This window comes from Streptomyces sp. NBC_01477 (assembly GCF_036227245.1).
GTDB lineage: Bacteria > Actinomycetota > Actinomycetes > Streptomycetales > Streptomycetaceae > Actinacidiphila.
Genome location: NZ_CP109445.1, coordinates 7,047,437 through 7,066,392, shown reverse-complemented (window position 1 = coordinate 7,066,392; position 18,956 = coordinate 7,047,437). Strand labels below are relative to the sequence as shown.

Genomic DNA, 18,956 nt, shown 5'->3' with positions numbered 1-18,956 from the left:
ACCGCTCTGTTTCTTTGGGGGTTGTCATGCCTTTCATCACCGCGAACGAGGCCGTTGTCCACGACATGCACGGGGTGCGCTTCGTCTCCTACGCGGCATCGGCGCTCGGCAGCAGGGAGTTGTGCGCCTGGCGCGGGGAGGTGCCGGCCGGGAGCAGCGGGCCGCCGCACACGATCAGCCGCGAGGAGGTCTTCCTTGTCCTGTCCGGCTCGCTGGAACTCACGATCGACGGCAGCACGCGGCTGCTCGGCGCGGGGGACGTGGCGATCGCACCGGCCGGCGCCACCCTCGGTGTCGCCAATCCGACGGAGGAGCCGGCCGGAATGTGGGTCACCACGAGCGTCGGCCTGACAGCCACGCTGCCCGACGGTTCGCTCATATCCCCGCCCTGGGCCAGCTGACGTCCGACGGGGTCCGGGGCTGCCCCGTCGGTGTCCTGGCGTCGCTATCCGAACCGGGTGAAACGGCCCTTGGGCAGGGCTCCGATACGCAGGGGGGTGATCCGATGAGCGAGCACATTGAGGGCGCCGTCGCGGCGCTCGACGGTGCCGTGCACCAGCAGCCCGGCATGGTCGGTCACCGTTCTCGCGCTGCGTTCCCACAGCCAGAGCGGCACGATGACATTGGTCATCCCGGTCTCGTCCTCCAGGTTGACGAAGGACACCCCGTGGGCGGTGGGCGGGCGCTGCACATGGGTGATCAGGCCGCCGATCACGGCCTGGTCCTGGTCGGCCAGTTCGCGGACGGCAGCTGCACTGCGGACGCCGTTCCGGGAGAGGCGGTCGCGCTCGTAGTGGACCGGATGGGCACCCGGGGTGGCGCCGGTGGCCCACAGGTCGGCGCGGGTCTCCTCGGCCGGGGTCATCGCCGGCAGCCGGGGCGGGGCGGGGTCGGGGACGGTACCGGGCAGCATGCCCGGGTCGGTGCGGCCCGGCGTGCCGACCGTCCACAGGGCGCTGCGGCGGCTCACCCCGAAGCAGCCGAACGCCCCGCCGATGGCAAGGGCCTCAAGGGATCTGACCGGCAGGCGGGTGCGCCGGACGAAGTCCTCAAGGTCCGAGAAGGGCGCCACGGCACGGGCGTCGACGATCAGTTGGGCGGCGTCGGTGCCCAGGGTGCGCACCATGGCGAGACCGAGCCGGACCGCGGCGCCGCCGGCGGAGACCGGGTCGGGTTCCAGGACGGCCTGCGCCCCGGAGTGCCGGACGTCGACGCCGTGGACGGTCACGCCATGGCGCTTGGCATCGTGGATCAGGCTCAACGGCCGGTAGAAGCCCATGGGCTGGTTGGCCAGCAGCCCGGCGAGCAGCGCGCTGGGGTGGTGGTGCTTGAGCCAGGCGGAGACACAGCTGATGTGGGCCATGCTCTGGGCGTGGCTCTCGGGGAAGCCGTAGTCGGAGAAGGCCTGGATCATGTCGGCGATCTGCTCGGCGGCGGCAGCGGGGATGCCGCGGGCCGCCATGCCGTCGAGCAGTTGGGTGCGCATCTTGGCGACCTCCTCCACCGAGTGCTTGGCGCTCATCGCCGAGCGCAGCCGGTCGGCCTCGGCGGCGGAGAGGCCGGCGCAGTCGACGGCCAGGTGCATCATCTGCTCCTGCCACAGGGCGACTCCGAGCGAGCGTTTCAGCGCGGGTTCGGCCAGCGGGTGCGGATAGCTGACCGGCTCCCGGCCGGCCCGGCGCCGCAGATAGGGGTGCACGGCGTTGCCCTGGATGGGGCCCGGCCTGATCAGGGAGACGGCGACGACGATGTCGGCCAGGCAGCGGGGCCGCAGCCGGGGCAGGGTGCCGATCATGGCCCGCGACTCCAGCTGGTAGGTGCCGATGGTGTCACCGGCGCAGACCATGTCGTAGACCGCGGGGTCGTCCTGCGGGATGGTGGCCAGGTCCAGGTGGACACCGTGGAAGTCGGCGATCATCGTGCAGGCGTCGTGGGCGGCGGACAGGAAGCCCAGGGCGAGCAGGTCGATCTTGGTGAGGCCGGCCGCGGCCACGTCCTCCTTGTCGCCCTGGACGACGGTTCGGCCCTCGGCGGTGGCCCATTCCACCGGCATGATCTCCCCGATGGGCCGGCGGGTGATCACCATGCCGCCGGAGTGCACACCGAGATGGCGGGGCAGCCGGTCGAGGCCGGCGGCCAGCTCGCGCACATCGGCGGGCAGTCCGGCCTCGCCCTTCGACGGCTCGCGGGGGTCGATGTGGCGGGTGAGGGCGTCGATCTCGGCGGCGGAGTGGCCCAGCGCGCGGGCCGCGTCCCGGACCGCGAGCCGGGGGCGGTAGGTGATCAGGTTGGCGACCTGGGCGCAGTGGGTGCGGCCGTAGGTGGTGTAGCAGTACTGAATGACCTCTTCGCGCCTGCGGTGCTCGAAGTCGAGATCGATGTCGGGCGGTCCGTCGCGGTCGGGGCTGAGGAAGCGTTCGAAGAGCAGGTTGTGGCGTACCGGGTCGACATTGGTGATGCCCAGGACGTAGCAGACCACGCTGTTCGCGGCCGAGCCGCGGCCCTGGCACCAGATGTCGGCGCGCGCGGCGAAGGCGGTGATGTCCTGGACGATCAGGAAGTAGCCGGCCATGCCGAGGCCGGCGATGACGCCGAGTTCGTGGTCGAGCTGCCGCCAGGCGCGGCGGACCTGGGGGTCCCCGGAGTGTTGGGGACCGTAGCGGACGGCTGCGGACTGCACGGCCAGGTGCCGCAGCCAGGAGTCGTCGGTGTGTCCGGCGGGGACGGTGGCGTTGGGCAGTTCCGGGCGCAGTTCGGCCAGGTCGACGGCCAGGTCGCGGCCGAGCGCCACGGCGGTCTCCACGGCGCCGGGCCAGCGGGCGAACAGCCGGCGCATCTCCGCCCCCGAGCGCAGATGGGCGGCCGGGGCGGCGGGCAGGTGGGCGGCGGCGCGCTCCAGGTCCTCGCTCCGCCGCAGTGCGGCCAGCGCCTGGGCCAGCCTGGCCTGGGCGGGACGGGCGTAGTGCACCGCGCCGGTGGCCACCACCCCGGTGCCGAGCCGCCGGGCGGCGGCGGCCAGGGCGTCGTTGCGCGGGCCGTCGGCGGGCAGCCGGTGGTCGGTCAGCTCCGCATAGACATGGCCGGCGCCGAAGCGGTCGGCGAGCAGTTCCAGCCGCCGGGCGGCGGTGGCCGGGTCCTGGCCGGGAGCGGGGCAGCCGGTCAGCACCGCCCAGTGGCCTTCGTGCGCCGCGGTGACCTGGTCCAGGTCATAGCGGGGGCGGCCTTTGGACCCGGCGAGCTGGGCGGCGCTGATCACCGTGCCGAGGCGGCTGAAACCCGCCAGGTCGCGGGCCAGCACCAGCACCGGGCCGAGCGGCTGCGGGAGGGTGAGTTCGGCGCCGAAGACGGTAGCGATGCCGGCTTCCTTGGCAGCGGCGCTGTGACGGCGGGCGGCATAGAGGCCGTCCCTGTCGGTCGCGGCCAGCGTCCCGACGCCGAGCCGGCCCGCCTCGGCGACCAGGGCCGCGGGGTCGGCGGCGCCCTGGAGGAAACTCAGCGAGGTGTGGCAGTGCAGTTCCGCCCACGGCTCCTGCCGCCGCTCCTGCTCCGGGGCCTCGCCGGGTGCGGGGGGCCGTAGCTGCACCACCTGTCCGCCGGACCGGTTCAATAGCTGGCCTCCGCCCACCAGTGGCCCTGCTCCAGCCGCAGCAGCCAGGCGCGGCCGTCGGCGGCGGTGGCCAGCAGCCGGGCGGCCCGCATCGCCTCGGCCGGGTTCCACCAGGACTCGTCCAGGGTCCACGGCCCCGACCAGCCGGCCACCGCGGCCGAGCGCTCGCCACGTATCCGCAGGTGCGCGGGCGGGGCGGAGAGCCGCGAACGGGCGTCGACCGCCACGTCCTGCCCGGTGGCGTCGAGCAGCCGGGCGGGCGGCATCTGCGGGTAGACGAGCGCCGGATGCGGTGCGGGCAGCTGTCCCGGCCAGGGGCCTGCGACCGTACGGGACGGCACGGTGACATCGCCGAACGGCACCCGCTGGACCCGTTCGGCGGGCCCCCGCCCCCCGACGACCCGGGCACGGGTGACCGCGGCATGACCGAGGCGGACCTGTAGCCGGGCCGCGGCATGTTCGAGCTCGTCGCGGTGCCGCTCGTCCCACAGCCCGCCCTGCTCCCCGGTGGCCACGCTGAGGTGATGGGGCGTCAGTGCCAACCGGCTGACGCCGTTCCCCGCAATCCCGGGTTCGCCGTCCCCGGGTCCGCCGTCCCCGGGTCCGCTGGCTTGGGGTTCGCTGGCTTGGGGTCCCCCGCGTCCGGGTTCGCCACGCCCGGGCTCCCGTCCCCGGGTTTCCGCGGCCCCGGGCTCACCGCGCCTGCGCGCACCGAGCCCGGCCTCCCCACGTCCGGGGCCGATGCCTCCGGGCTTCTCACGCTCGCGTTCGCCGCGCCAGGGCTCCCGACGCCCGAGTTCGCTGTCTCCGGGTCCCCTACGCCCGGACTTCCCGTTCCCGGGTTCGCCACGCCCGGGTCCGCTGCCCCGGGGGTCGTCGCGTCCAGGCCCCCCGACCCCGGGATTTCCGCGTCCGGGGTCGATGCCTCCGGGCTCCCCGCCTCCAGGTCCCCGGCCGCCGGGGTTCCCGTTCCCGGGTTCGCCACGCCCGGGTCTGCTGCCCCGGGGGTCGTCGCGTCCGTGCGTACCGTGTCCGGGGTCCCCGTACCTGGGCTCCCCGTCGCCGGTGATTCGTTGGTCGGCGATCTGGTCGGCGGGCCGGGGGGCGGGCCGGTTCTCCGGTTCGGGGGCGGGGGCCTCCGTGGCTTTGCGGTGGGGCGGCGGCGCTTCCGGGGACAGGGCGCCGACGTGGTGCCAGGCGTCGAGTTGCCAGCGGACTCGTTCGGCCAGGGCCAGGGCGGAGAGGCGTCCGCCGTGGGACCACAGGCGGGTCAGTTCGCGGCCGTCGGCCAGGGTGGCGGTGACCTCCACCTGGCCGCACACCGCCCCCGCCGCGGCCAGCGTCCTGTGCAGGTCGTCGGCGAGTTTGCGCGCCGTGAAGATCAGCGGTTCCAGCAGGTCGGCGGGCGGGTCGAGCAACGCCTCGACCGCGTAGGAGCGCGAGGGCACCCGGGTGTCGAGCCCGCGCAGCTCAAGGCCTCGCGCGGTACGCTGCGCCGCCGCGCCCGCGGCGCCGAAACGGGCCAGCACCTGGCGTACCGGCAGCGCGGCGAAGCCGCCCAGGGTCTCGATGCCCAGCCGGGGCAGCAGTTCGGCCAGCACCGGCAGCCCCAGCGTCCCGACCGGGTACGGGGCCAGGAAGTCGGCGGTACGGCCGACGGGCACCAGCCGTCCGGCGCGGGCGGCCAGCGCGGCGGCGAAGAGGGAGTCGGCGGCCCCGACCCGTACCAGGAGGCCGGACTGTGCGGCGAGCGTACGGATCCGGTCGGCCAGCGGCTGCTCGCCGCCCGCGTAACGGGCGGGGCCGGCCGCGGGCAGTGCGGCCAGGCCCGGCCTGACCACCTCCAGCCGGGGGGTCACCGCCTCCAGCAGCCGGGCCACCCTCTCGAACGCCCGGGTCTCCGCCGCCTGGTCCCTGTCCATCAGCACCAGCCCGGGGCAGCGGGCCTGCGCCTGGCGGACCGGCATCCGCCGCCGTACTCCGGCCGCCCTGGCCGCGGCGGAACAGGCCAGTACCCGGCCCCCGGCCAGCACCGCGACCGGACCTGCCAGCCCGGTGACGGTCACCGGCCAGTCCGGGCTCCACACCACCATGACCCGGTCAGGACCGCCGGACCGCCGGGCCGCGCGGGGCGTACCGTCACGCACCGACGGCACCCAGCAGCGCGGGGCGGCCCGGCGCATCGTCCCGCCGTACGTCCACGGCGGTCGCCGTACCGTCGGGGCCCGGCAGCCAGAGAACGGCGGAACGCCCGGCCGCCGCGGCACCGCGGCCGGCCGAGCGGACCCGGACCCGGCGACCGCGCAGCAGACCGTGCCCGGCGCCCACGCCCTCCCAGGCCGCCTCGGTGACCCGCAGCCGCACCTGAGCGCCGCTCCAGGGACCCGCGACCAGCAGCACCGCCCCCATCCGGCGCTGGAGCCCGGCGATCCTGCGGGCGGTGCGCTCCCCCGGGCGGCCCAGCGGACCGACCAGGACGACGGGAACGGCCTCCATCAGCACCGCCAGCACCTGCGGCCAGTCGCCGCCCGGGCGGTCCACCCACAGGCCGTACTCCAGGTCGAGGCCGGCGTCCGCGGCGGCCAGCGCCCCGAGCTGGGGCAGGCCGAGCGCGGCCCAGGTGCCGTTCCGGGCCGCGCCCGCGCCCAGGGCCAGCAGCAGCGGCAGATCCGCGTCCTCCACCGCCACCGAGGAACCGGCCCGCAGGGTGCCCCCGGGCAGCAGCGACCGCAGCACGGGCAGCACCGGGAGGGCTCTCGCGGTGTCTGGCTGCGCCGGTGCACCGGCCACGGGGAGGATCGACATCAGGCCAAGAATCGAACATTCGAACGATTCTCGCAACTCTGTGACCAGGGGTTTTCCAACCCCCTTACCCCCGGCCGCAGTTGATTCGGCCACCGGCGGACGTCAGCCGGTACGGCCCCGGTCCTCGGCCGTACGGTCCCGGTCGCCGCCCGTACGAGGAGTCCGGTCGCCCGCCGTACGAGCCCCGGGAGCGGCCCCCGGCCCCGGCCCCGACCCGGCCCCCGGCCCCGACCCGGACACCGCCCCCAGCTCGGCCCCCGGCCCGGACCCGGACACCGGCTCCGCCCCGGATCCCACCCCGACCCCCGCCACCCCCAAACCCCGCGGGCGCCGCAGCAGCAGGAGCCAGGCCGCCATCACCCCGCCCACCCCCACCCCGGCGAGTTGCAGCCGGTAGTCGACCAGCGCGACCAGGCCCGCGCCGAGCGCCGCGGCCACCGCGGTGGGCGCGAAGACCACCGTGCCCGCGGCGGCGGCCACCCGGCCGACCAGTGCGGGCTCGGTGTGCTGCTGCACGGCGGTGAAGGCCGCGACGATCACCCAGGGCAGCCCGACGCCGATCGCCAGGGTCCCGGCGAGCACGACCGGCAGTGACGGCACCGCGCGTACGGCGGCGCCGGCGGTGAAGAGCAGCAGGCCCACGGCGGCGAAGGCACGTTCCGGCAGCCGGCGCATGACGGCGCCCGCCATGGTCCCCGCGACGGCGGAACCCGCGCCCTGCACCGCGTAGAGCACGCCGACGAAGGCGGGCGGGCGGTGCAGGCCGGCGTCGACCAGCTCGTAGATCGCGGCGCTGCTGATCCCGGACAGCAGCATGGCGGCGGCGCCCGCGCCCACCAGGCGCACCAGCAGGGGATCGCCGCGCAGGGCGCGCACGCCCTGCGCGGTCTGCTCGCGCCAGCCGCCGGTCCTCGGGCCCGGCGGCTCCTCACGGATCCGCAGCGCGGTGAAGGCGAGGGCGGCCAGCACGAAGGTGGCCGCGTCGAGCAGGGCGACGGCGCCGCCGCCCCAGCGCAGGAAGAGGCCCGCGCCGGCCAGCGGGGCGAGCAGTTTCATGGCCTCGGTGACGGTCATCCGCAACCCGTTGAAGTCGCCGCGCAGGGCGGCGGGGACGGCGCTGACGACCAGCCCCGCCTCGGCGGCGTCGCAGAGCACCGAGCCGGCGCCGACCGCGGTGAGGACCAGCAGGAGCAGCCAGACGTCCCGCCCGGAACGGACCGCGAGCAGCGCCGGGAGCAGCAGCGCGAGGGCGGCGTTGACCCCGATCAGCAGCCGCCGGCGGCGTACCCGGTCGGCCGCGGTGCCCAGCAGCGGCCCCACCAGGGTGGGCGCCCAGACGCAGAAGGTCACCGCGGCGGCCAGACTGCTCGATCCGGTCAGCGTCTTCACCCAGATACCGGCGACCAGCAGCATCGCCGAGTCCCCGAACCCGGAGACCAGGATGCCGCCCAGATATGTCGCCGCGCCGCGGTCCCGCAGCACCTTCCGCACCGTCATGACTCCCAACCTATTACTTGGGGGTCAGCTGGACAATCCCCGCATCCGATGCCCGGGAGCGGTGTAATGGGCTTATGACCGCCACCGATCCCCTGTTGCGCGCCCTCGCCCACCCGGTGCGGCTGCGCATCGTGTCCCTGGTCTGGAACGTCCCGCTGTCCGCCGCGGAACTGTCCCGGGAGCTGGACATCTCGCACGCGCTCGCCAGCCAGCATCTGCGCCGCCTCGACGCGGTCGGCCTGGTGGAGCTGGCCGAGGTGCGGGCCAACCGCGGCGGCCGGGAGCGCCGCTACCGGGCGGTGCACGGCTCCCCGCTGTCGGACCAGCGCCACGAGGGGGTCCGGCTGATCGCCGAGGCGATGGCCCACAATCTGCGGGAGCGGGCGGGCCGCCGCGCACCCGGCGCCGAGGGGGTGACCTCGGACGCGGAGCTGTGGGTGGCGCCGGAGGTCTGGACGGACTTCAGGCACCGGCTGGCCGCGCTCTTCGGCGAGTTGCACGATGCCGCCCAGGCGCCGCACGCCCCGGGCACGGTCGGAATCGGCGCGACGGTGATGGTGTTCCCCCTGGCGGAACCGGACACCGCCGACGGCCTGGACACCGCCGCCCCGGAGACCACCGAGCCGGACACCGCCGCCCCGGACGCCGCAGGACCGCAGACCGCAGGACCGCAGACCGCCGAGCCGGAGACCGCAGGACCGCAGGACACTCCAGGACCGGACATCACCGAGGAGCGACCATGAGCCAGGACCCCGCCACCGACGCGCTGCTCGACCTGCTGCGCGAGCAGCGCACCGGAGTGCTCGTCACCCTGAAAAGGGACGGCAGACCGCAGCTGTCCAATGTGGCCTTCACCTACGACGACGCCACCCGGACCATCCGCATCTCGGCGACCGACGACCGCGCCAAGACCCGCAACCTGCGCCGGGACCCGCGGGCCAGCTTCTACGTCGGCACGCCCGACATGCGCACCTACCTGGTCGCCGAGGGCGACGCCGAGCTGACCCCGGTGGCCGCGCAGCCGCAGGACGCGACCGTCGAGCAGCTGATCGACGTCTACCGGGCGATCGCGGGCGAGCACCCGGACTGGGACGAATACCGCGCCGCGATGGTCGCCGACCGGCGGCTGGTGATCAGCCTGCGCGCGGGCCGGGCGTACGGGGCGGGGGCGCAGGGCGCGGTCAGCGGCCCGCTGGACTGACCCCGGCCCGCGGGGGCTCCGCGGCGTCGGCCGCTCGGGACAGCCGGGCGGCCACCGCCCGCAGGTGGTCGGCGAACTCGGGCGGTTCCTTGATCTCGAAGTGCACGCCGAGCATGCCGACGTACATCGCGAGCGCGTCCAGCGACTCGAAACCGGTGCGCAGTTCGCAGCTGAGGTCGTCCCGTGCCGTGATGGTGCCGAAGCCGGACCAGTTGTACTGGGCGAGGGAGTCGGCGGAGGTGTGCAGGACGATCACCGCCTGGTAGCGGTAGGCCCGCGAGGTGACGCCCTTGGCGACGTAGGCCGCCGCGTCCTCGGGCAGTTCGCGCGGGGTGAAGCGCGGCCCTGTGGGTGACTTCGGCTCGATCCGGTCGGCCCGGAAGGTACGCCAGTCGGCCCGGTCGACGTCGTAGGCGAGCAGATACCAGCGGCGGCCGTGGTGCACGAGGCGGTACGGCTCGACGGTACGGCGGCTGGCGGCGCCGCCGTGGTCGAGGTAGTCGAAGCGCAGGCGTTCGCGGTCCCGGCAGGCGGCGCCGAGCACGGTGAGCACCTGCTGGCCGACGGTCGGGCCGCCCCCGCGGCGCGGCTGCACGGTGATCGCCTGCATCGACTGGACGCGGTGCCGCAGCCGGGACGGCAGCACCTGCTCGAGCTTGGCCAGGGCGCGGACCGAGGTCTCCTCGACGCCCTCGACGGTGCCGCCCGCGCCGGTGCGCAGGCACAGGGCGACGGCCACCGCCTCCTCGTCGTCGAGCAGCAGCGGCGGCAGCGCGGCGCCCGCGCCCAGCCGGTAGCCGCCGGCCGTGCCGGGGGCGGCGTGCACCGGGTAGCCGAGCGCCCGCAGGCGTTCGACGTCGCGGCGAACCGTGCGCGCGGTGACGTTGAGCCGTTCCGCCAGTTCGGGTCCCGTCCAGTCGCGGCGGGACTGGAGCAGCGACAGCAGGCGCAGCAGCCGTGCGGAGGTTTCCAGCATCCCGCCAGTGTGCCAGCGGTCGCGGACAGCCACTGACCGCAAGGAACCGCCGGTTCCCGGCGGCAAGGACCCGGACCGCACCGGCCGGCGACGAGGAGCCGGACCACGGCCGCCGGCCGCAAGGAGCCGGACCGCGGCGCCCCGTGGCAAGGGCCGGCAAGGACCCGGTGAACGCGACGCCCCCGCCGTGCGGGGCACGGCGGGGGCGCGGGCGGACGGGAGAAGCGGATACGTCAGTAGACGCTGACCCCGTACGCGCTGAGTGCTTCGGTGACCGGCTGGAAGTAGGTCGTACCGCCGGAGGTGCAGTTGCCGCTGCCGCCCGACGTCAGGCCGATGGCCTTGGCACCGTCGTAGAGGGAGCCGCCGCTGTCGCCGGGCTCGGCGCAGACGTTGGTCTTGATCAGACCGGAGACGACCCCGTCGGCGCCGTAGTTCACGGTCGCGTTGAGGGCCTGGACGCTGCCGCTGTGGATGCCCGTGGTGGAGCCGCGGCGCTTGACGGCCTCGCCGACGAAGGCGTTCGCGGCGCTGGTGATGTCCTGGCTGCCGACGGTGCCGTCATGGGCGACGGTGCTGTCGTAGCGGACGATGCCGTAGTCGTTGCCGGGGAAGCTGCTGCCCACGGTCGGGCCGATGTACGCGCCGGCGCTGGTGTAGTAGGCGGGAAGGCCCTGGGTGCAGTGGCCCGCCGTCAGGAAGTAGTAGGTGCTGCCGCTGCGGACGTTGAAGCCCACCGAGCAGCGCCAGCTGTCGGTGAGGACCGCGTCGCCGCCGGACAGCAGCTTGCTGAACGTGCCGGAGACCCGGGAGATGCGGACGGCGTCGCCGTAGGCCGCGGTGGACTTGGTGAGCGCGGCCAGCTGGGCGGCGGTCACCCGGCTGTCGACGTTGATCTCCAGGGTGTTGCTGCGCGGGTCGACCGCCCAGGCGGTGCCCGCGATGTCGGCGGCCTGGGTGGTGTCACCCGCCTTGGCGAGCTGGGCGGCGCTGTGGGTGACCAGCCGGGGCGTGGCGCCCGCGGCCTTGACCGCGTCGGCCGCGGCCTGGCTGGTGACGTTGACGACGGTGGTCTTGGACGCGCTGTCGTAGTACGTGCCCGCGGTGCGGTCGGCACCGAGGTGGGCGGCGAGCGATGCCGCCGCTTCCGGGGTCGCCTTCACGGTGCCGGCGCCAGGGGCTGCGATGGCGGACGGAAGGGCGAAAGCGGTCGCGGCGAGCAAGCCGGTGGTGACGGCGAGGAGTTGTATGCGTCGGGTGGACTTCACTCGTTCCTCCTGTGGGGGTGGAGGGGGAATTTGTCGGTGTACTGTCAGGCGCGCACCGATAAACGAACGCACTGTCAGCCTGACGGGCACTCATGGGAGTATTCAGGCCCCACAGGAAACACACAAGAGGGCAGTCGCACCGGCAACCTGCCGGAAACACACCCGCACCGGCGGCCCCACCCACGCCGGCCCCGGGAGCGGGTGACGCCGGGTCCGATCCGCGCCGCCGACCACCTCCGCGGACGGACCGGCCGCCTCCCCCGACAGGCCGGCTAGCCCACCGGTCGCGGCAGCCCCAGATGCTCCCGCAGCGTCGTCCCCGTGTACGCGGTCCGCAGCGAACCGTGCTGCTGGAGCAGCGGCACCACCCGGTCGACGAAGGCGTCCAGGCCGTGGCCCGCGGCGGCCGGGTCGGGGCGCAGGACGAAGCCGTCCGTCGCGGCGCTCTGCACCCGCGCGTGCAGGTGGTCGGCGAGTTCGCGCGCGGCCGGGGCGGAGGCGGCGGCGTCCGCGGTCAGGTCGAAGCGGGACAGCACCCGCGCCCGCCTGCCGCCGCGCCGCCCGCCGGACGGGCACCCGGTGAGCAGCACCTCCGCCGTACCGCCGAAGTCCACCGCCACCGGCCGCCCCTGCGGACCCGCGGGCTCGCCGAACCGGCCCGGCGGCCCGCCCGCGCGCCCGCCGCTGAGCCGGTCCAGCACGGCGATCCTGCGGGCCAGGTCGTACGGTTCGCGGCCGGTGACCGGCGCCGGGACGGCCACGGCCAGGCCGATCGCGGTGGTGACCGCGGCCAGCGCGTGCAGCACGGTGACCGGTTCGGGCCCGCGGCCGTCGGGCCGGTCCTCCCCCGCGGCCACACCGTCGTACGCGGCGGGCCCGGCGGGGGCGAGCAGCAGGAAGTCGAACAGGCCGCGCTCGGCGGCCCTGGCGAGCGCGGCCCAGCCGGCGAAGTCCGGCCGCGGTCCGGGCCCTTCGCCGGCCGCGGGCAGCTCCACGGCGAGGTGCAGCTGCCGTACGGCCGCGGCGGGCGCCCGGCGGACGGTCACGACAGCACCCCGCCGCGCACGGCGGAAGGGCGCGCCGGGCGGTGCAGGCCGAGGTGTTCGCGCAGCGTCGCCCCCGGGTGGAAGGAGCGGAAGAGCCCGCGGTGCTGGAGCAGGGCGGCGGTGCCGTTGACGAAGCGCTCCAGGTCGCGCGGCAGTTCGACCGGGCGGACGTGGAAGCCGTCGACCGCGCCCTGCCGCTGCCAGTCCGCGATCAGCTCGGCCAGGTCCACCGGGCCGCCCCTGAAGAGCACCCCGCCGGACGCGTCGGGTGTCAGCGCGATCTCGGCGCCGGGCTCGGGGCCGACCTCGCCGCCGCCGAGGTCCACCGCCAGTTCGGCGAGCACCAGCAGCCGGTCCGGGTCGCGGCCCGCCTCCGCGGCGAGCCGGTGGATGTCGGCCCTGATCAGCCCGGCGCCCTCGGGCCGGGCCGCGCGCACGAAGGCGATGTCGGCGTGCCGGGCGGCGACAGCGCGGGCGGCGGGTTCGGTGGCGTCGAGCACGGTGACCGGCGCGGACAGCGGCGGCCCGAGGCCGGCCCCGCGCCATATCCGGGTGACGGCGCTCGCGGTGTCGCCGGCCGCCCGCCACACCGCCTCCGGCAGGTCGGGCCGCCGTCCGCGGCCGGGCGGCCCCGGCGGTGGCGCGGGCACCGCGAGCGTCCACCCGGCCCGGCCGCGGCTGACCCAGTCCAGGGTGGCGACGGCCGCGGCGACGTCGCCGGGCTCGGCGCCGGCCGCGGGCACGGCGGGCACCACGCCGATCCGGTCGGTCGCGGGCGCCACTGCGGCGAGCAGTTCGAGCGCGTCCAGCAGCCCGGCGCCGCCATACGGGTGCAGCTCCAGCGTCACGAAGTCGAGGCCGCCGCCCTCGGCGAGCCGGGCCAGGTCCCGGTAGGACGCCCCGCGCGCCGGCGGCCCGCCGCCGATCGCGGCGGCCAGATGCAGGGTGCGGCCGCGGGGGCGCGGTGCGGCGGGAGGGGGAGAAAGGGGGGCGGAGGGATACGAGTGGGCAGACATGCGAAGGCTCCGTCGACACGCGGAAGAGGCACGGGTGGTGCCTTCACACAGCCGCCGCGTCCCTCAACGCGGCTGACCCACCAGGGGCTTCTCCGAAGGCTAAGCCGCCGCTGTCGCCCGCTGTCAAGCGTGTCCAGCCTGTGGACAGCGCGTCTCGCCGCGTTGACGGATCGCGGCGACGGCTGCTGCACTGTGCGTATGCGAAGCTGCCGGCTCGTCACCCGCGACCACATCGACTTCGGTCGGGTGTGGTCGGCGTCGTGTTGCGGCCGCTGACCCGCCTCGACGGATCGTCCGGCCTTCACACACGCATGCTTCGCACATCCCCGCCCCTCCCTCGGGCTCCCCGCACGGTGTGACATCCCCGTAGCGCCCTCGGCTCGAACAGCCGGTTCAGCAGTCGCACCCGCAGTCGCAGCAATCGCAACCGTCGCATCCATCACAGCAACTGCAGCAGTCGCAGCAATCACCGCAGTCGTCGCAACTGCTGCACCACGGCTCCCTGCGCTGCCCGCGCCACGGGTCCTCGTGCTCGGCGCAGCACAACTGGCAGGTGCAGCACAGGCCGGTGTAGACCAGGCAGCCGGCGAGCAGTCCGCGGCGGCGCCGCGGCGGCTCGGGCGGCGGGAAGCCGCCGGGGAAACCGGGACCACCGGGAGCGTACGGGCTCTGCCCGGGAGCGCCGGGAGCGTACGGGTTCCCGCCGAAGGGATTGCCGCTGCCCCGGACCGACGGGTCCGCCACCGGCGCGCCCGCCGCTGCTATGCCCGCCGCGAGCGTGCCGTCCGCCACCGGTATGCCCGGCAGCGCTGTGCCGTCCGCCCCGGGCGCGCCCGCCGGTGCCTGCGGCCCGTGCGAGCAGGTGCCGACGCCGAAGGCCCGGTCCACCGAGCGGCCCAGCTCGTGCACCAGCAGCACATGGGCCAGCCGCCCCGCCACCGAGCCCGCGATGTCGGTGTCGCGCAGGGCGAGCCGTACACCGTGCAGGGCGTCGTCGCACAGCCGGCGGGCCTCGGCGAGGTCGGTGCCGGTCGCGGTGAGCGGGTTCCAGGCGCCCGAGCGGGTGTCGGCGGCCAGGTCCTCGACCGCGTCCAGCAGATGGGCGAGCCGGCCGAACAGCCGTCCCGCCTCCTCCAGCGGCGCCTTGTTGGCGGGCCGCCCGGCGAGGACCGCGGTGTGCCCGAAGGCCGCCGCGGTGGCGGTCTCGGTCGGCTCCGTGACGGTCAGCAGCGGGGTGCCGGGACCGGTGGCCGCCTCGATCGCGGCCTGCCGGCCGACCGCGTCGGCCAGCACCGCGGTGTCGAAGCCGAGGCCTTCGCCGGTCGCGGCGCCCGCCCGGTCCCAGCGGCGGGCCACACCGCGGGCCGCGGCGGCGACCGGCCGCCGCCCGTAGGCGCCGTCCCGGTCCTCGACGTGGTCGCGCATCTTCGCCGACGCCAGCACCAGCGACACCGCCGCGGCCAGCCGCGCGCCCTCGCCGGTGGCGACCGGCGCGGTCCGCATGCCGCGCAGCGGGCAGGGTCCCGCGGTCCTGCGCAGATCCGCGCCCGCGGCCGTCTGCGCCTCGACGAGGACCGAGATGATCAGGCCGTCGTAATTCGTCGCGATTCTCGCGGCCTGCCCGTGCCCGTCCCGCAGCGCCAGGCACAGCCCGCACAGATGCGCGAGCCAGGATGCGGCCATTCCCTCCGACATTCGATGGCGGCACGGCCTGATGATGCCGAACATGCATTCCCCCCGGTGACCCGTGTGCCCCGCAATTCCCGCAAGTCACACCCAAACTCGATCCTGCGACAGCCGGTCATGTTATCGCCTGTCGGATCATCGTCCGGGAATGCATGATAGATACCTGCACGACCGGGGCAGACGGCCTGCGCAGGGCCGTACGGCCCTGTTCGTCACCCGGACGTGAAATGCGTTCCCATCGGATCGTCACCTTCCCTACACCTCAGGCGGCCTGACGGTACGCCACTATCGTGTGTGCCAGTACCGTCACAACTCGGCTGAGTGGCGGCTATCCGCTTGGCGCATCATCCGCATCATGGACGACGATAGGACTTGCGGACGGTACTGACCGCGTGTGAGAGAGGAGGCGTCCATGGGATCGGTTCGACGGGCGAGTGCCTGGCTGGGCCTCGTCGACGACAATGGTGGCGAGGGTTACTACGACGAGGAGTACGCCGACTACGGCGAGGGCTCCCAGCGTGCCGACACGTGGGTGACCGATCCGCGGGTGCGGGTCGCCAGCGAATCCGCGCACGAGCAGGGCCGGCGGATCGCCACGGTCACCCCGGACGGCTTCCGGGACGCACGCGGCATCGGCGAACTCTTCCGCGAGGGCGTGCCGGTGATCGTCAACCTCACCGGTATGGAATCGGCCGACGCCAAGCGCGTGGTCGACTTCGCCGCCGGCCTCACCTTCGGTCTGCGCGGTTCCATCGAGCGGGTCGCCACCCGGGTCTTCCTGCTGACCCCCGCCGACTACTCCGTGCTCAACGCCGACGACCGCCGCGGCGGCGACGGCTTCTTCAACCAGAACTGAGCAGGGCTCTCACCGGACCGCGTGCCGCGTCCGGTGGGAGTCCTGCCGTGCGTCCGCGCCCGGGCGCACGGACCTTCGCCCCGCCCGCCCCCGTAGACCATGTCCGCCTGCCCGCCCTCAGCCGCGGAAGGCGTCGAGTCCGGTGAGGGCCTTGCCCAGCACGAGCTGGTGCATCTCGACGGTGCCCTCGTAGGTGAGCACCGATTCGAGGTTGGTGGCGTGCCGCATGACGGGGTATTCGAGCGAGATGCCGTTGGCGCCCAGCACGGTGCGGGCGGTGCGGCAGATCTCGATGGCCTCGCGGACGTTGTTGAGCTTGCCGAAGCTGATCTGCTCGGGGCGCAGCCGCCCGGCGTCCATCCGGCGGCCGAGGTGGTGGGCCAGCAGGATGCCCTTGTGCAGCTCGACGGCCATGTCGGCCAGCTTGGCCTGGGTGAGCTGGAAGCCGCCGATCGCCCGGCCGAACTGCTCGCGGCTGCGGGCGTAGTCGAGCGCCGCCTCGAAGCTGGCGCGGGCCGCGCCCATCGCACCCCACACGATGCCGTAGCGGGCGTGGCTCAGACAGCTCAGCGGGCCGCGCAGCCCGGTCACGCCCGGCAGCACCGCGTCGGCGGGCAGGCGTACGCCGTCGAGGACCAGTTCGCTGGTCACCGAGGCGCGCAGGCTCCACTTGTGGTGGATCTCGGGGGCGCTGAAGCCGGGGGTGTCGGTGGGGACGGCGAAGCCGCGGATGCCGTCGTCGGTCTGCGCCCACACCACGGCGACGCCGGCCACCGACCCGTTGGTGATCCACATCTTGCGGCCGTCGAGCACCCAGTCGGAGCCGTCCGTGCGGGCGCGGGTGCGCATCCCGGCGGGGTCGGAGCCGTGGTCGGGTTCGGTGAGCCCGAAGCAGCCGATGACCTCGCCCGCGGCCATCTGCGGCAGCCACCGCTGCTTGTGCTCCTCGGAGCCGAAGCGGTGGATGGCGTACATCGCGAGCGAGCCCTGCACCGACACCAGCGAGCGGATGCCGGAGTCGGCGGCCTCCAGTTCGAGGCAGGCCAGGCCGTACTGCACGGCGCTGGCGCCCGCGCAGCCGTAGCCGGTCAGCGGCATGCCGAGCGCCCCGATCGCGCCCAGCTCACGGGCGAGTTCGCGGATGACGGGCAGCTCGCCGCGCTCGTACCAGCCGGCCACGTGCGGCAGCACCCGGTCGGCGGCCCACGCGCGTACGGTGTCGCGGACCGCGCGGTCCTCGTCGCTCAGCAGGTCGTCGAGGCCCAGCGGGTCGTACGGGTCGAACGGCGGCAGGCCGGATCGGGACGATTTCGCTGCGGGCGGCATGGCAGGGACCTCCGGCCGGGAAAACTAGCAGTGGTAACGACGGATTCCGGGCCGACGTTACGGTTCAGTCCGGCGCGCGTCCAGAGCGTGAGGCCGTCGGCGCCGCCTCGCGTGCCGGGAGCTGTGCGTCCCGGGCGGTTGCGGGGCGGGTGTCGCAGGGGACGCACTCCATCGTGCGCGGCAGCCGCAGCGCCGCGCAGGCGCCGGCGACCAGCAGCACCGCGCTGACCAGCAGCGTCAGATGCAGGCCGAAGACGAAGGAGTGCCGAGCGGCGTGTCGCAGCGCGGCCCCGCTGCCGCCGCCGATCCGGTCGGCGACATCGTAGGCCTCGCCCAGCGACTGCCCGGCCGCGGCGCTGTCGGCGGCGCCGACACCCGGGGCGTGCGGGGCGTAGGCGGCGTTCATCACACTGCCGAGAAGCGCGATGCCCATCCCGGCGCCGAGCTGGTACGCCGTCTCGCCGATCGCCGCCGCGCCGCCGGCCTGGTGAGCGGGGGCCTCGCTGAGCATCGACTCGTAGGCGCCGAAGAGCGTGGTCTCCAGGCCCGCGCCGAGCATCACGAAGGCGGCGGTCAGCAGCAGCGGCCGGTCGTGCTGGCCCATCAAGGTCAGCGACAGCACGGCGAGCGCGGTGAGCAGGAAGCCGCCCGCCACCATCAGCCGCGGCCCGAAGCGCTGGAGCAGCCGGGAGCCGGCCAGCCCGGCGGCCATCGCGGCGAAGGTCAGCGGCAGCAGCCGCAGGCCGGTGTCGAAGGGGCTCAGGCCGAGAACCAGTTGCAGATACTGCACGGCGATCAGTTCCAGGCCCACCAGCGCGAGCATCGCCAGCACGATGCAGCCGACCGAGGTGGTGAAGGCCGGCTGGGTGAACATCCGCACATCGATCAGCGGGTGCTTGCGGCGGCGCTGGCGGCGTACGAACAGCACCAGCAGGGCGGCGCCGCCGAGCAGCGGCAGCCAGACCGAGGTGTCCAGCGGCGCGGCCCCGCCGCCGAGCCGTTTGACGCCGAAGACGGCGCCCAGCACGCCGAGCGCGGCGGTGACCGCGCCGAGTACGTCCCACGGCCCGTCGCAGCTGCCGCGCGACTCGGGCAGCAGCAGCCGGCCCACCGGCAGCATCACCGCCATCAGGGGGATGTTGACCAGGAAGACCGAGCCCCACCACAAGTGCTCGACCAGGAACCCGCCGAGCACGGGGCCGACCGCCGCGCCCACCGCGGCGACCGCGCTCCACATCCCGATCGCCAGCGCGCGTTCGCGCCGGTCGGGGAAGACCTGGCGCAGTATCGACAGCGTGGCGGGCATGATCATGGCGCCGCCGGCGCCGAGCAGCGCGCGGGCGGCGATCAGTACGTGCGGGCTGGGCGCGAAGGCGGCGAGCGCGGAGGCGACCCCGAAGAGGGCGTAGCCGGTCAGCAGCACCTTGCGGCGGCCGATCCGGTCCCCGAGCGTCCCGAACAGGATCAGCAGCGCGGCGGCCGTCAGCGGATACGCGTCGACGATCCACAGCAGGTCCTGCGCGCCGGGGTGCAGGTCCTCGGTGAGCGCGGGCACCGCGACATGCAGCACGGTCGCGTCCAGCGCGACGATCAGCAGGCTGACGCAGAGCACCACCAGGATGGTCCAACGGCCGGCCTGCCGTGCCATGGGATCCACCTCCGGGTACGAGTG

Annotated in this window: 15 protein-coding genes; 4 read left to right on the top strand and 11 right to left on the bottom strand. The window is 74.8% G+C overall.

The window, feature by feature from the left end; genetic code table 11:
- Nucleotides 1-26: 26 nt before the first annotated feature.
- Nucleotides 27-401 (top strand): cupin domain-containing protein, encoded by a 375-nt coding sequence (locus OHA86_RS30050; protein ID WP_329180266.1) that lies wholly within the window; start codon nucleotides 27-29, stop codon nucleotides 399-401.
- A gap of 44 nt (nucleotides 402-445) precedes the next feature.
- Here OHA86_RS30050 and OHA86_RS30045 read toward each other — a convergent pair whose 3' ends face one another.
- The 4 genes from OHA86_RS30045 to OHA86_RS30030 form a co-directional block, all read right to left on the bottom strand.
- On the bottom strand, nucleotides 446-3,583 hold the full coding sequence (locus OHA86_RS30045) for an error-prone DNA polymerase (RefSeq protein ID WP_329180264.1): 3,138 nt from the start codon (nucleotides 3,581-3,583) through the stop codon (nucleotides 446-448).
- Between the two features lie 20 nt (nucleotides 3,584-3,603).
- Nucleotides 3,604-5,754: a Y-family DNA polymerase gene (locus tag OHA86_RS30040; RefSeq protein WP_329180262.1), complete on the bottom strand. Its 2,151-nt coding sequence runs from the start codon at nucleotides 5,752-5,754 to the stop codon at nucleotides 3,604-3,606.
- Nucleotides 5,747-6,412 carry a hypothetical protein gene (locus tag OHA86_RS30035; RefSeq protein WP_329180260.1) on the bottom strand — a complete coding sequence of 222 codons (666 nt, stop codon included), beginning with the start codon at nucleotides 6,410-6,412 and terminating at the stop codon, nucleotides 5,747-5,749. The genes OHA86_RS30040 and OHA86_RS30035 overlap by 8 nt, the downstream gene beginning before the upstream one ends.
- Before the next feature lie 102 nt (nucleotides 6,413-6,514).
- Entirely contained in the window at nucleotides 6,515-7,909 is a 1,395-nt protein-coding gene (locus OHA86_RS30030; protein ID WP_329180259.1) for an MFS transporter, read from the bottom strand.
- Between the two features lie 74 nt (nucleotides 7,910-7,983).
- Between OHA86_RS30030 and OHA86_RS30025 the strand changes: the two genes are divergently transcribed.
- Nucleotides 7,984-8,652, top strand: coding sequence for an ArsR/SmtB family transcription factor (locus OHA86_RS30025; protein ID WP_329180257.1), 669 nt, complete (start codon nucleotides 7,984-7,986; stop codon nucleotides 8,650-8,652).
- The gene (locus tag OHA86_RS30020) at nucleotides 8,649-9,110 is read left to right on the top strand and encodes a PPOX class F420-dependent oxidoreductase (RefSeq protein ID WP_329180255.1); all 462 of its coding nucleotides are present in this window, start codon (nucleotides 8,649-8,651) and stop codon (nucleotides 9,108-9,110) included. Before OHA86_RS30025 ends, OHA86_RS30020 begins: the two co-directional genes overlap by 4 nt.
- On the opposite strand, the gene OHA86_RS30015 is transcribed toward OHA86_RS30020, so the two are convergent.
- From OHA86_RS30015 to OHA86_RS29995, 5 genes are all read right to left on the bottom strand, one after another.
- Nucleotides 9,091-10,086, bottom strand: a complete 996-nt coding sequence (locus tag OHA86_RS30015; RefSeq protein WP_329180253.1) for a helix-turn-helix transcriptional regulator — start codon at nucleotides 10,084-10,086, stop codon at nucleotides 9,091-9,093. The genes OHA86_RS30020 and OHA86_RS30015 overlap by 20 nt on opposite strands.
- Before the next feature lie 233 nt (nucleotides 10,087-10,319).
- On the bottom strand, nucleotides 10,320-11,354 hold the full coding sequence (locus tag OHA86_RS30010) for a S1 family peptidase (RefSeq protein WP_329180252.1): 1,035 nt from the start codon (nucleotides 11,352-11,354) through the stop codon (nucleotides 10,320-10,322).
- A 272-nt stretch (nucleotides 11,355-11,626) separates the two neighbouring features.
- On the bottom strand, nucleotides 11,627-12,400 hold the full coding sequence (locus tag OHA86_RS30005; RefSeq protein ID WP_329182698.1) for an LLM class flavin-dependent oxidoreductase: 774 nt from the start codon (nucleotides 12,398-12,400) through the stop codon (nucleotides 11,627-11,629).
- Complete coding sequence (locus tag OHA86_RS30000) at nucleotides 12,397-13,416, bottom strand: LLM class flavin-dependent oxidoreductase (protein WP_329180250.1); 1,020 nt, start codon at nucleotides 13,414-13,416, stop codon at nucleotides 12,397-12,399. Before OHA86_RS30000 ends, OHA86_RS30005 begins: the two co-directional genes overlap by 4 nt.
- Before the next feature lie 393 nt (nucleotides 13,417-13,809).
- Complete coding sequence (locus OHA86_RS29995) at nucleotides 13,810-15,144, bottom strand: DUF5685 family protein (protein WP_329180248.1); 1,335 nt, start codon at nucleotides 15,142-15,144, stop codon at nucleotides 13,810-13,812.
- A 370-nt stretch (nucleotides 15,145-15,514) separates the two neighbouring features.
- Here OHA86_RS29995 and OHA86_RS29990 point away from each other — a divergent pair, with 370 nt between their 5' ends.
- A complete protein-coding gene (locus tag OHA86_RS29990; RefSeq protein WP_329180246.1) occupies nucleotides 15,515-15,958 on the top strand; it encodes a cell division protein SepF in 444 nt (147 codons plus the stop codon).
- A 117-nt stretch (nucleotides 15,959-16,075) separates the two neighbouring features.
- On the opposite strand, the gene OHA86_RS29985 is transcribed toward OHA86_RS29990, so the two are convergent.
- Nucleotides 16,076-17,284, bottom strand: a complete 1,209-nt coding sequence (locus tag OHA86_RS29985; protein WP_329180245.1) for an acyl-CoA dehydrogenase family protein — start codon at nucleotides 17,282-17,284, stop codon at nucleotides 16,076-16,078.
- A gap of 64 nt (nucleotides 17,285-17,348) precedes the next feature.
- On the bottom strand, nucleotides 17,349-18,932 hold the full coding sequence (locus OHA86_RS29980) for an MFS transporter (protein WP_329180243.1): 1,584 nt from the start codon (nucleotides 18,930-18,932) through the stop codon (nucleotides 17,349-17,351).
- Nucleotides 18,933-18,956: the final 24 nt, after the last annotated feature.